The following is a 12,354-nucleotide window of genomic DNA, read 5'->3' as shown; positions in this document are numbered from 1 at the left end:
AGGGTGGTGCGGCACGGGATGGTGGAAGGGCAGCAATGCCGCCCTTCCACGATCTGCCGATCCAGCCTTACGGCTGCATGATCCCGCCTTCTTCGAACAGATCCACCATCTTCTGGTGGGCGTCCTTGACGGCATCGGCGGGCGACATGCGACCGGAGATGACGTTGCCGACGGACTGCTCGAGCACGCCCTGCGCGCGGATGGCGTCGACACCCGCGTTGGGGTTCGCCGGCCACGACTGGCCGAGGAACGGATCCTTGACGTCGACCGCCTGTTTGATGGTCGCCAGGTTCGGTTCGGCTGCGAGCAACTCGGGAGTCCAGAGGTTCTGGTAGGCGGGCGTGAACAGCACGCTGCCCAAAGCTGCGATCTTGCCGAAGTTGGCCGGGTCGAGCAGGTTGAGCGCCAGTTCCTTGGCGAGGGCCGCGTTAGGTGCGCCCTTGAACACGGTCATCCAGCCGCCGACGTTGCCGCCGTCGCGGCTGTCGCCGTTGATCGCCGCCGGCGCTTGCAGCAGCAGGGTGTTCGCATAAACCGGATTACCGTCGCGTTTCGCCTGCGCGTAGATCGAGAACGCGTTCTGGGTAAAGCCGATCTGGCCTGCGAGATACGCTTCATTGTTGCCCGTATCGTTCCAGCTCTCGACACCCGGCGGCAGCATGGCGGCATACTTGCCGTTGCGGTCGTAGGTCTCGCGCAGGAATTCGAAGGCCGCCACCGTCTCGGGCGAGTTGAAGGTCACCACCTGGCCGGTTTCGTCCGTGAAGTGGCCGCCGAACGCCTGGACGGTCGCAATCAGGAAGCCGAAACCGTCGCCGGACTGGTTGGGGGTAAAGCCCCAGCCGTAGAAGTCGGGCCCGGAAATGGCGAGAGCCGCCTCGCGACGATCCACGATGGTCTTGAGCGAGGCCGGATCGATGCCCTTTTCCTTGAGCTTGTCGCCACGCGCATAGTAACCGGTCGTCGTGCCGATAAGCGGAACGGCCCACCACTTGCCGTCTATCTGGGCCGTCTTGGCGGCGTTGAGGCCCGGCATGATCTCGCCGTAGAGCGAGACGGCCTTCTCGACCACGTCGGTCATATCCTCGACCAGGTCGAGCAGGTGCAGTTGCGCGATCGAAACGTTGGACGTGTAGGCGAAATCCGGCGGGTTGCCGGCCTTCACCGCCGCCGTCATCTTGCCCATGAAATCGCCGAACGACTCGGGGTTCGTGGTCGAGATATCGAGTTCGACGCCCTTGGCATCTGCAAACGCCTGGACGGTGTCGCGGAATGCCGTCTGTGCCGCCTCGAAATACTCGGTGCGGTGGATGACGGTCAGCTTGCCGCTGGCGCCCACGGGCAGCGCCTCGTCGGGCTTGGGGGCGTCCTGGGCGAATACGGGCAACCCGTTCACACCGAGCACAACGCCGGCGCCCACTGCGGCCGAACCCCGCAACAGCGCGCGGCGGCTGAGTTTGTTCTTGTCCATGGGTAGTTTCCTCCTCATTGCTTGCTCGTACCGGGCTTGGTCCCTCAACCGCTGCCCGGTCTCCACACGAGACCGTTAGGTTATCGACGCGATGCGTCCTCCAAATGCGGCAGGACGCAGGTGATTTCAATTGCGGGGAGCCAATGACGCGACCCTCGTTGGCCGCGACCGGACGAACCGGGTTGGACACACGGTGTGTGCTGCACGTCGCCCTCCCTCCCCGGGACGTTGCCCGGCTATCGGCTTCAAATTCCTATGCCGAACGTACGTCAATCTGTCGGTCAATGCTGCGGCTGTCAACGACCAATCATACTGCCTGTGAGGAACACGGCGCCGGGAAAGGCATCACAACACGTTGACACCCGCGCGATCGTGGTGGTAGTCGAAATTAGTCATACTACTTAGCGCGGGATGGGGAGGCGCCTGATGAGCTTCGACGAGATCAAGGCAAAGATTGGTTCCGGCCTCCTGTCCTTCCCGGTCACCGATTTCGGCGCCGACGGCGAGTTCGATCGCGACGGTTATGCCGCGCGCCTGCAGTGGCTCTCCTCCTTCGACGCGGCCGGGCTGTTCGCCGCCGGCGGCACCGGCGAGTTCTTCTCGATCGGCTATGACGAATACGACGCGGTGATCCGCACCGCGGTCGAGAACAGCCAAAAGGGCGTGCCTGTCCTCGCCGGCGTCGGCTACGGCACCCGCATGGCGGTCGACCTCGCCCGCCGTGCCGAAGCGGCTGGTGCCGCCGGCATCCTCGTGCTGCCGCACTACCTGATGTTCGCCGAGGAAGCGGGCGTCGTGGCCCATATGCAGGCGATCTGCAACGCCGTCGGCATCGGCGTCATCTACTATGCCCGCGACAACTCCCGCCTATCGCCCGCCGGGCTCGAGAAGGTGGCCGAGACCTGCCCCAACCTCATCGGCTACAAGGACGGCATCGGCGACCTGCAGCTGATGCAGCGCATCGCCCACCGCATGGGCGACCGCGTCGTCCATGTCGGCGGCCTGCCGACGGCCGAGGTCTTCGCCCAGCCCTATCTCGAAATGGGCGTCACCACCTACTCGTCGGCCGTATTCAACTTTGTCCCAGAACTGGCGCTGCGCTTCTATCGAGCCGTGCGCCAGCGCGACAACGCCACGATCGACGCGCTGATGAAGAGCTTCTACCTGCCGCTGATCGACCTGCGCGACAAGAAGCGCGGCTACGCGGTGTCGATGATCAAGGCCGGCGCGGACCTGATCGGCCGCTCGGCGGGCAAGGTGCGGACGCCGCTGACCGAGCTCGATGCCGGGGAACGCGACATCCTGCGCGGGCTGATCGCGGCGCACGCCTGATCGCCGTATTTGTGCCTTGAGTCGCAACTTTACTTCGGCTCATGACAGTAGAACGGCTTGCGTACTCACCCTTGGTGATTGATGGCCTGTCGTATTCCGACTGGGAAGACGACGCCGATGGGTTGCGTCAACTGGCGACCGGCGCGGGCCGGGTGACCAAGCGGCATCTTGCCCATGCCAACAGGCTGCTCGCCAGCCTCGACGAGGAACTCGATGCCATCGCCAGCGTGAGCCCCGGCCTCACCGGCTTCGATTCCATCAGGGTCGGATGCATCGGCGAATTGCTGGCGGCCTTCCGCATCAGCCTGGCCGAGACGCGGCGCTTGCTCGAGGCGCGCGCCGCGAAGCAGCACGCCAGCCCGCGAAAAAAGATGGCCGCTGCCTAGAGCGACCACTTCTCGCTCAGCACTGATTCCGAGACATCACGCCCCCTCCACCAGCTACGTTGGTCCCCCTCCCCCGCCCCGCGGGGCGGATTTCGCGTAGGGCGAGATCGCGCCGCAAGCCATCCTCCCCCGCGGAGGGGGGGAGGTGCCGGCGCAGCCGGCGGAGGGGGTCACGATGTCAGATTGGGCCGCAAACCTTCACGGCCCGTACGGGTCCCACCCGTTCGCCTGGAACACCCCGATAATATAGCCGAAGCAGAAGGCGAACGCGGTTTCGTCCGAGTTGGCGGCGTCGATATGCGGCACGTGGTCGGGCATGATCATGCCGTCATAGCCGACCTCGTGATAGATCTTCAACGCCGCCGGCATGTCCATGTCGCCCGCATCGGGGAACTCCTCGGTGAACGAGTAGCGCCCACCCTTGATGTTGCGGAAATGGACGTTGAAGATCTTCTTGCGCTGGCCGAACCAGCGAATGATCTCGCCGATTTCTTGGCGCGGATTCTCGAGGCTCTCGGCCACCGTGCCCTGGCAGAAATTGAGCCCGTGATAGGGGCTTTCGGCGATCTGCACGAACTTCATCAGCCCCTCGGCGTCGCCGAGCACGCGCTTCTCGAAGCCGCGATAGCCGGGCGGCGTCATCGGATCGTGCGGGTGGCAGGCGAGGCGCACCTTGTTCGTGGTCGCGACCGGCACGACGTGCTCGAGGAAGTAGGTGATGCGCTCCCAGAACTCGTCGGCGCTGACCCGCCCGGCAATGGTGAGCGTGTCGCCATCGGTGGCCTTATCGGCCCGCCAGGTCGAGAGCACCGCCCCGCCGCGCCCGGTCTCGGACGTGGTGCGCGGAATGCCGAGCACGTTGAAATTGTATTTGGCCGCGCCGATCCCGGCCTCGGCCAGCGCCTCGATGATGCGGCAGAGCCCGTCGATCTCGCGGTCACGCTCACCGGGCCGGCCGAGCACGATGCCGGGCGACTGGTGCTGGCGCTCGATGCCCGACGAGGGCAGCGGCAGCTGCACCATGTCGAGCTTCAGCCCGAAGCCCTCGATCCGGTCGCGGTGGCGCAGCAGAATATCACGATCCCACTGCCAGGGGTCGCCCTCGGGATCGATGCAGACATGCTTGACCCCCAGTTGGGCAAGCTGCTTGAGATAGCGATCACCAGCCTTCGCCAGCTGACCGCCGCCCATCTGGGTGCCTACATGCATATTTCCCCCCATTGTTCTATGACTTCTTCAAAGCAGTATGATAGATTTTCCGGTGCGGCAAGCAATGCGGCCAAGGTCGTACCCTGCCGTGGTGGAAGACGCCGTCCTCGACCGACGAAAGCCCGCTGAAAGTTCGCCAATGTCTGCCACTGTCCACCTGACCGATCGGGTCAAACTCGATCTTCTGCGGCTTATCGAGGCCGACGGGCTTATCCCCGGCGACAAGCTGCCGGCCGCTGACGAACTCTGCCGCCAGTTTTCGGTCAGCCGCACAGTGGTGCGCGAGGCCATCGCCAGCCTCAAGGCCGAGGGGCGCCTCCGCTCGCTGCGCGGCAGCGGCGTTTACGTCGAGACCCCGCCGCCTGCCGCCAAGGGCATGGCCCTGTTCATGGCCGCGCCCGAGGAAATCGGCGACATCCTCGATTTCATGGAATTCCGCATCAGCGTCGAGGTCGAGGCCGCCGGGCTCGCCGCCGAGCGGCGCACCGAGGTGAACCTCCTCCGCATGGCGCAGGCACTGGCCCAGTTCCGCCGCTCGTTCAAGGACAAGACGCTGGCCACCGACGCCGACCGCGCCTTCCACCGCGCCATCGCCGACGCCACCAACAACAACCGCTTCCGCCTCTTCGTTGACGAGGTCGGCGAGCGCCTGATCCCGCGCCGCGCCCTGGGCGCCAGCTTTGCCGATGAGCGCAGCAAGACCGAGTTCCTCGAGGTCATCGCCGGCGAGCACCAACGCATCTACGACGCCATCTCCGAGCGCAAGCCCGACGAAGCACGCATCGCCATGCGCCGCCACCTCGAGGACGGCCGCCGCCGCTACCGCGACTGGCGCATCGCACATGATATCGCGGTGGCGGGCTGAGGCCCGAGCTTCGTCCGCGGCGGTGACGGCGGCCTCGCCGGACATCGCGTTGCGCTGGACGGCAACGGGCGCGTCCGGTACCCCTCTCAACGGGATTCGGGGCAAACGGATGAGCGAGCGTATCGACTTCCCGTTCTATGACGGCAAGCCGGTCGAGCTCACCGGCCGCGACTGGGCTATCGTCATCGGCGCCGTGGGCATCGCCTTCGTGCTGCTCATCACTCTGCCGCTGCCGGACTTCCCGCTCAGTCTGGTCCCGCCACTCCTCTTCGCTGTTCTGCCGCTTGCGGCGCTTGCCTGGGTTGCCAGGCGCAACTGGACAGCACTATTCCACCACTACGGCATCAAGCAGTTCGGCCAATCGGTCGGCTTTGCCGCCCTGACGATTATTGCCTCGTTCGCCGTTGGCTTCGTGATGTCGCGGTTCATGCCGATGGCCCCCAACCCGACCTTTTCGACCACCGTATCGGGCTCCGACCTCGCCATCCTGCTGCTGCGCTCGTTCATCCAGTTGATCGGCGAAGAGGCGGTCACCATCCTTCCGCTGCTCGCGGTCCTGTGGCTAAGCGTGTCGAAGTTCGGCCTGCCGCGGCGCGCTGGCTTGTGGCTCGGCGTGCTGATCTCGACCGTCTGGTTCGCTGCCATGCACCTGCCGACCTACGACTGGAACGTCTTGCAGTGCCTCGGCACCATCGGCACCGCTCGCCTGGTGCTGACCGCTTCCTATCTCGTCACCCGCAACATGGCGGTGTCGGTGGGCGCCCATATTCTCAACGACTGGACGCTGTTCTTCATCGCGTTCGTCGGCGGGCACAGCCCCATCGAAACTGCCGTCTGAGACAAATCCCAGCCTAGTCCAAGGCAGATTATCATCGGCCTCTGGAAGTTTTTCGGTGCCCAATCGTCAACTTCGATTCATATATCTTGGCCACAAGCCTTGTTTTAACGGCAATTGAGGCCCATATAGGCCGCTGTACGTTACAGCCAATGTTGGCTGCTGATTTCCCGGCTCGCCGGTTGTTTGGCTCCCGCTTTTGCAGACGTCTAGACCCGGATCGCATGTTGCGATCAGGGAACGTGTGCGTTCGCCTGAGGGCGTGCCTCACAATCGAAAAGAAGTATCCGTCATGATCAATGGCACCGTGAAATTCTATAACTCCACCAAGGGCTTCGGCTTTATCGCTCCGAACGATGGTTCGAAGGACGCTTTCGTCCACGCCACCGCGCTGGAAGCAGCCGGCATCCACGGCCTGGCCGAAGGCCAGAAGGTCACCTACGACCTCGAGAGCGGCCGCGACGGCAAGGTTTCGGCAACGAACCTGCAGCTCGCCTGATCTTACTACGTCCGGCCTGTTCCTCAGGCCGGACCCACGCCCCGCGACTTAACGACGGGGCGGCACAGCGACCTGCGCAACGGCGCAGGTCCATAGGATACATATGACAGACCTGAACTACCAGGACGGCGCCGAGCTCTATCTCGGCCGCGACTGGGACACTGCGACCATTCTTGGCCCACGGGCCTTCCGGGTCGCCGCACACGCACTGCGATTTGCCTTCGAGGAAGCCGCCCCCGTCAGCCTGACGGGCGCCCGGCTCAAGGTCGGGGACCGCGTCTACGCCGGCCCGGCTCTCGCGCAGCTCTATCGCAGCGACGACTACCCGCTCGAGCGCAAGCATCAACGCCGCGCCGCAACCGCAACATCGCGAAGGAAGAGACAATGGCAGACTTCGATTATGGCGCCAGCGCCGAACTTTACCCCAGCCGCCGCTATGCCAAGTCGGCACGCGAGCAGTATCGCCGCTTCAAGACGGCAGCCGAGGCCATCCAGTACATCATGGAGGACGTCCCCGGCTCCTGGCTGATCGGCTCGTTCCTCGAGGTCAATGAGCGCCGCTACGACGGCGACGCCATTCGCGGCCTCTACCAGTCGGCGGGCTATCCGCTCGCACGCCAGCGCGTGGCCGCGTGATGACCGACACCGTCGACGAGCTCATCGCCCGGCCGCAATACACGCCGGGCTTTCTCGGCAACTCCTTCGGGCTGACGCTCAAAGAGGCGCGCGATATCCTCGACCGGGCCAATGGCGACCGCGACACGGCCGCCGAACTGGCCCGCCAGCAGCGCTACAGGCAGCCCTGAGCCAGCCTCCGGCACCAACTCCAGGTGGCCCGAAAATGCGAAAGGCCGGACAATTGTCCGGCCTTTGTCGCATCCCAGCAATGTTGGGAGAGTAATGGAGCGGGCGAAGGGATTCGAACCCTCGACCCTAACCTTGGCAAGGTTATGCTCTACCCCTGAGCTACACCCGCACTCCATGTCAGCCCCGTCGCGCCGCGCTAAGCGCTTGGCATCGGGTCGACGGGCGCCTATATGCCCAATCGAAGGCGGGTTTGCAACCCATAATTCTGGTCTCGCGAAAGCCGTGGTAAAGCTGGCCCACGAGACCCTTCGGGGCATAGGAATTTCAAGGAGATGCGGGGCTTCCCAACGCCTCCATCCACTGGGACAATAGCAGCATGTCGCTCAACGATTTCACTTCCGCCACTCCCGCCGCGGCGACGCCGTCGGCCCTGCTGATCAAGGAATCGACTGATCAGGCCTTCAAGGCGGACGTCATCGACGCCTCGCTCGAAGCACCCGTCCTGGTCGATTTCTGGGCCCCCTGGTGCGGCCCGTGTCGCCAACTGACCCCGAACCTCGAAAAGGTGATCAACGAGAAAGCCGGCAAGATCCGGCTGGTGAAGATCAATATCGACGAGAACCCCGGTGTTGCCGGCCAGCTCGGCATCCAGTCGATCCCGGCCGTCTTCGCCTTTGCCGGCGGCCGTCCGGTCGATGCCTTCCTCGGCGCCATCCCCGAGAGCGAAGTGCGCCGCTTCGCCGACAAGGTGATATCAGGTGCGCCGGCCGGCCAGCCCGCCGCCGGCTCGATCGAGGAAGAGATCAAGAACGCCGTTGAGGCCGCCGCTGAGGCGCTCAAGGTGGGCGACCTGAACCAGGCCGCGCAGATCTACGGCATGGTGCTGCAGCATAAGCCCGACCATCCGGGCGCCATCCTCGGCATGGCCAAGGTGTTCTTGGCCGCCGAAGATCACGAGCAGGCCCACGCCGTGCTCGACACGATGCCAGAGGCCGAGCGCAAGGGCACTGAATACACCTCGCTCATCCAGTCGCTGAAGCTGATCGGCGAAGCCGCCGAGCTCAGCGAGACCGACGAACTCGCAGCCGAACTGGCCGCCGACCCCGACAATCACCAGGCCCGCTTCGACCTCGCGGTGAAGTACAATGCCGAGGGCAAGCGCCTCGAGGCGGCCGAAGCGCTGGTGGCGCTGATGAAGCGCGACCGCACCTGGAACGACGACGGCGCCCGCAAGAAGCTGCTCGAACTGTTCGAAGCCTGGGGCGCCAAGGACCCGGCAACGTTGAAGGGCCGCCGGCTGCTGTCGGCGCTGCTCTTCAGCTAGGAGGCATCGTGCTGAAGCGCCCGCAATTGCCAGTCGACCTGCCCGCATCCATTCCGGTGTTCCCGCTGACCGGGGCGCTGCTGCTGCCCTATGCCCGCCGGCCGCTCAACATCTTCGAGCCGCGCTATCTCGAAATGATCGATCATGCGCTCAAAGGCGACCGCCTGATCGGCCTGATCCAGCCGCGGGATACTTCGGTCGAGAGCCCGGAAGGCCGCGCACCGCTCGAGCGGATCGGCACCGTCGGCCGCATCGTGCAGTTCGAGGAAGTCGAGAACGAGCGCTACTTCGTCATCCTCGAGGGGCTTTGCCGCTTCCAGCTGGTGAAGGAAATGCCGACCATGAACCCGTTCCGCCGGGCCATGGTCGACACCACCCCGTTCGCTTCCGATTTCGAGCGCGAGTTCGGCGAAGAAGCAGTCGACCGCCCGCGCTTTTTGAAGATGATGCGCGAGTATGCCGAGTTCGGCAATTTCGACCTCGACTGGGACGAAATCGAAAAGACCGGCACCGCCGACCTCGTCAATTTCTGCGCCATGGTCGCCCCCTATGGCGCCGCCGAAAAGCAGGCGCTGCTCGAGGCGACGACGCTCGAAACCCGCGCCGAAACGCTGATCGCCATGGCCGAATTCGAGATGGCCAAGGGCACCAACCGGGCCTCGCCGCTCAATTGACGGACACGGCGCGTCCTCCCGCGGTCAATCCGCGCCACGTCGTCGACATCAAGACGCTGGAGATGCTGGTCTGCCCGCTGACCAAGACACGCCTTACGCTGTCTGCTGACGCCACCGAGCTGATTTCGGTCGCCGCGCACCTCGCCTTCCCCATCCGCGAGGGCGTGCCGATGCTGAGTCTCGACGAGGCGCGGGAGATCGACCCGGAGGACATGGGGCAGCATCGGGTGTGAACGACTGAGCGGAGCCGACGCGCGGTAACCTGCCGATCTCGTCGGCCGTCGCCATTGCGGGGCACAGGTTCATTTAGAGCAGCACCTCAACCGGCGTCCCGATCCGCACCCGCCCCATCAGGTCGAGCACGTCTTCGTTCGACATGCGGATGCAGCCATACGAGACGAAGCCTCCGATCGAAGCGGGGCTGTTGGTGCCATGGATGGCATAGTTGCCGCCGGCGAGGGTCATTGCGGCAGCGCCCAGCGGGTTGGCTGGAGAGCCGCCCGCAATGACGGCCGGGAGCTCGGGACGGTCGTGGCGGATTGCGGCGGGTGGCGACCAGTTAGGGAGGCTGAAGCGTCCGTCGATATGCGACCTGCCGGCCCATTGCCGCCCCAGGCGGCCGACGCCGACCGGATAGCGGAGCGCCTTGCCCTCTCCAAGGATCAAATAGAGCCGCCTGGCGCCGGTTTCGATGACGATGGTGCCGGGCGTGGCGCTGGCGGCATAGCTCACCAGCGTGCCGGCGCTGGCGGGGGCGATCCACCCGATGGCACCGAAGCCGAGAACGAGCAGGACGGCGAGGACTCTTGTTCGGGTCAGCCTCATCCGCCAGGCCCCGCCCCCAGGGGGGCGGCCCGGAAGTCCGTATGACTGGCGCTGTCTCGATGCTCCCGGCGAACACTCACCAGCTGTAGGACAGTCCGGCCGTTGCGCCATAAGCCAAGGCGTTTGCCGCATACTTGCCGTCGAGCGATGCGTTGAGCGCCAACCCGGTGCCCAGCTCGAACTCGGCCCCGGCACTGGCGAGGACGCTATCGGCGGCCGGCATGGCGCCGGTGACAGTGAACGACGAGCCGGGAAGCAACTGGAACGAGGCGGTGCCCTCGTCGCCCCAGTACATCTCATGCGCCCACGCGGCGCTGGCATAGAGCGTCAGCGTGCTGTTCTCGCCCAGGTCGGCGACCCAATCCGCACGAGCGCCGATTTCGCTGCGCAGCGATGTCGTGGTGTTCGCGGCATAATCGAGCGCGAAGGTGGAGGCGCCGGAGACGGTCTCCTCCGAATAGGCGGGCGTCGAGAACACCTGGCCCCGCAATGCCACATAGGGCGTGAACCAGCCGATATGGTAGCCGGCCTCGATCTCGCCCGCGACATTGGTGGCATCGTACTCGGCAGCAAAGTGATCAGTGCCGGCGAAGGTGAGGTAGCGGTCGAGCGAAACGCGGTGGACGCCGGCGGCGAGGGCTGCCGCAACATAGGCCTGGTCGAACTCGCTGCGCGCATAGACCGCGGCCTGCAGCATGGCGGTATTGCCGCTGCCGAGGCTCTCGGCGAGTTCGAAATCGGTGCCGCCGCCGGAGATCGCGAGGCCGAACATCGTCTCGGCGCTGACCTGGCGCTCCACGCCGAAGGCGACGCCGTAGTCGTTGATGGTGCGCTCGTGGCTGCCGCTGCCGGCATCGCCATCGACGCGGCTCTGCCCGCCGAAGCCGCTGGCCCAGATTGTCCATTCGCCGGCGAGCGGGAGTGGGTAGGAAGGCGTGTCGAAGCCGGCAAAGGCCTCGCCGCCGGCCTGCGGCGTGGTGGGCGCATATCCCATGACGCTGACCGTACCGCCCGATACCGGCTGATCCTGCCCGGTCACCATGGCGAGGCTGCCGCCTCTGCCGCCGCGCAGCAGCGACAGGAACGAATCCATCCCCTGCATACCGGCCGGCGCCACGCCGGTGCCCAGTTCGCCGGTCATTTGTTCGAGCGCCTCGGCAAGCTCGGTGGGCGACAGCAAGGCCAGCAACTGGAAGCTCAACGGCAGGGTGCCGCCATTGGCGACATAGTCCTCGATCGCATCGACGATCGAGCCGCCGTTGCCGGTGATGTCATCGCCGAGGATGTCCCCTATATCCTCTGGTGCGGCGGTAAAGACGCACCGGTTGATGGTGTTGGTATCCAGGGTCACCGCACCCGTCTGCGCCAGGGCGGCGCCGCAGAGGATGGTCGCCGACGTGTTGAGCGAGATGCTGGTGCCGGCCATGATCTGGCCGACGAATGCCGTGGTCGTGCCCAGGGTCGCCGATTCACCGACGACGAAGAATACATTGCTGGCCACCGCGCCTCCGGTCAGCACCACGGCGGAGTTGGTCGCGGTGGTGAGGCTGCTGCCGACCTGGATGATGAAGATGTCGTCCGGTCCGCCATTGAGGGTGAGCGTGCCGGTCAGTTGCGCCGACGAAGCATAGGAATATACGCCGGCCGTGAGAATCTGGCCGCCCAGGTCGCCGACCAATGCGGTCGAGGGGCGCCCCATCAGCACGTTGAAGGCGCTGGTGAGGTCGCTCTTGGCCTGCACCGCGACCGCGTCGGCGATGTGAATTGTGCCCCCGGTAAGGACGATCGAGTTCGCGCCGGGCCCCTGGCCAGTGAATGACGTCCCAGGGCTGAGCCCGATATTGCCGTAGATCGTCGTCGTGCCGGTGTTGGTGATGGTCGACCCGGCAAGGATGGCGTAGCTCGACAGGTCCTGGGCGAGAACGCCGGTCGACAGAACCGCTCCCGTAATGCAGGCGCCAAGAAGTACTACACGGCGTCGCCCGCCGCTCTGCAGCCTGAACGAAAGCTTCTGATTAATTCTCATCATGATCCGCCCCTCCAGCCTTACAATATTTACTGTATCATCAGGAGCGCACAATGCAACCGTGCTAATAAATGATGCTTTCTGCTACTGGTAAGGACTTA

At 65.0% G+C, this 12,354-nt stretch carries 14 protein-coding genes and 1 tRNA gene; 10 read left to right on the top strand and 5 right to left on the bottom strand.

The genetic code is table 11. The annotated features are described in order from the left end of the window. Positions 1-67: 67 nt before the first annotated feature. On the bottom strand, positions 68-1,471 hold the full coding sequence (locus ACOYW5_RS15935) for an ABC transporter substrate-binding protein (protein WP_423065874.1): 1,404 nt from the start codon (positions 1,469-1,471) through the stop codon (positions 68-70). A gap of 426 nt (positions 1,472-1,897) precedes the next feature. Here ACOYW5_RS15935 and kdgD point away from each other — a divergent pair, with 426 nt between their 5' ends. Then, positions 1,898-2,803, top strand: a complete 906-nt coding sequence (kdgD, locus tag ACOYW5_RS15930; RefSeq protein WP_423065873.1) for a 5-dehydro-4-deoxyglucarate dehydratase — start codon at positions 1,898-1,900, stop codon at positions 2,801-2,803. A 41-nt stretch (positions 2,804-2,844) separates the two neighbouring features. Further along, a complete protein-coding gene (locus tag ACOYW5_RS15925; protein WP_423065872.1) occupies positions 2,845-3,189 on the top strand; it encodes a hypothetical protein in 345 nt (114 codons plus the stop codon). 198 nt (positions 3,190-3,387) lie between these two features. On the opposite strand, the gene ACOYW5_RS15920 is transcribed toward ACOYW5_RS15925, so the two are convergent. Then, positions 3,388-4,398, bottom strand: coding sequence for a mannonate dehydratase (locus ACOYW5_RS15920; RefSeq protein WP_423065871.1), 1,011 nt, complete (start codon positions 4,396-4,398; stop codon positions 3,388-3,390). A 139-nt stretch (positions 4,399-4,537) separates the two neighbouring features. Between ACOYW5_RS15920 and ACOYW5_RS15915 the strand changes: the two genes are divergently transcribed. From ACOYW5_RS15915 to ACOYW5_RS15895, 5 genes are all read left to right on the top strand, one after another. Next, entirely contained in the window at positions 4,538-5,263 is a 726-nt protein-coding gene (locus ACOYW5_RS15915; RefSeq protein ID WP_423065870.1) for a FadR/GntR family transcriptional regulator, read from the top strand. A 109-nt stretch (positions 5,264-5,372) separates the two neighbouring features. Continuing rightward, complete coding sequence (locus ACOYW5_RS15910; protein WP_423065869.1) at positions 5,373-6,101, top strand: type II CAAX prenyl endopeptidase Rce1 family protein; 729 nt, start codon at positions 5,373-5,375, stop codon at positions 6,099-6,101. A gap of 289 nt (positions 6,102-6,390) precedes the next feature. Next, on the top strand, positions 6,391-6,597 hold the full coding sequence (locus ACOYW5_RS15905) for a cold-shock protein (RefSeq protein WP_423065868.1): 207 nt from the start codon (positions 6,391-6,393) through the stop codon (positions 6,595-6,597). Positions 6,598-6,981: 384 nt separating this feature from the next. Continuing rightward, positions 6,982-7,233: a hypothetical protein gene (locus ACOYW5_RS15900; protein ID WP_423065867.1), complete on the top strand. Its 252-nt coding sequence runs from the start codon at positions 6,982-6,984 to the stop codon at positions 7,231-7,233. Beyond that, positions 7,233-7,403: a hypothetical protein gene (locus ACOYW5_RS15895; protein ID WP_423065866.1), complete on the top strand. Its 171-nt coding sequence runs from the start codon at positions 7,233-7,235 to the stop codon at positions 7,401-7,403. The genes ACOYW5_RS15900 and ACOYW5_RS15895 overlap by 1 nt, the downstream gene beginning before the upstream one ends. 95 nt (positions 7,404-7,498) lie before the next feature. On the opposite strand, the gene ACOYW5_RS15890 is transcribed toward ACOYW5_RS15895, so the two are convergent. Next, a tRNA-Gly gene (locus tag ACOYW5_RS15890) sits at positions 7,499-7,573 on the bottom strand. A gap of 207 nt (positions 7,574-7,780) precedes the next feature. On the opposite strand from ACOYW5_RS15890, the gene ACOYW5_RS15885 reads away from it, so the two are divergent. Genes ACOYW5_RS15885 through ACOYW5_RS15875 form a run of 3 tightly spaced genes read left to right on the top strand, consistent with a single transcriptional unit; the run spans position 7,781 to position 9,635 of the window. Beyond that, positions 7,781-8,728: a tetratricopeptide repeat protein gene (locus ACOYW5_RS15885; RefSeq protein WP_423065865.1), complete on the top strand. Its 948-nt coding sequence runs from the start codon at positions 7,781-7,783 to the stop codon at positions 8,726-8,728. A gap of 8 nt (positions 8,729-8,736) precedes the next feature. Then, a complete protein-coding gene (locus ACOYW5_RS15880; RefSeq protein WP_423065864.1) occupies positions 8,737-9,402 on the top strand; it encodes an LON peptidase substrate-binding domain-containing protein in 666 nt (221 codons plus the stop codon). Next, positions 9,399-9,635: a Trm112 family protein gene (locus tag ACOYW5_RS15875; protein WP_423065863.1), complete on the top strand. Its 237-nt coding sequence runs from the start codon at positions 9,399-9,401 to the stop codon at positions 9,633-9,635. Before ACOYW5_RS15880 ends, ACOYW5_RS15875 begins: the two co-directional genes overlap by 4 nt. Positions 9,636-9,708: 73 nt before the next feature. On the opposite strand, the gene ACOYW5_RS15870 is transcribed toward ACOYW5_RS15875, so the two are convergent. Together ACOYW5_RS15870 and ACOYW5_RS15865 are read right to left on the bottom strand one after the other, a co-directional pair. After that, positions 9,709-10,227, bottom strand: coding sequence for a L,D-transpeptidase (locus ACOYW5_RS15870; protein WP_423065862.1), 519 nt, complete (start codon positions 10,225-10,227; stop codon positions 9,709-9,711). A gap of 76 nt (positions 10,228-10,303) precedes the next feature. Further along, positions 10,304-12,256 (bottom strand): ice-binding family protein, encoded by a 1,953-nt coding sequence (locus ACOYW5_RS15865; protein WP_423065861.1) that lies wholly within the window; start codon positions 12,254-12,256, stop codon positions 10,304-10,306. Between the last annotated feature and the right edge of the window lie 98 nt (positions 12,257-12,354).

This window comes from Devosia sp. CN2-171 (assembly GCF_049354815.1).
Lineage (GTDB): Bacteria > Pseudomonadota > Alphaproteobacteria > Rhizobiales > Devosiaceae > Devosia_A.
The sequence above is the reverse complement of the archived record's forward strand: the minus strand, read 5'-3'. Positions and strand labels throughout refer to the sequence as shown.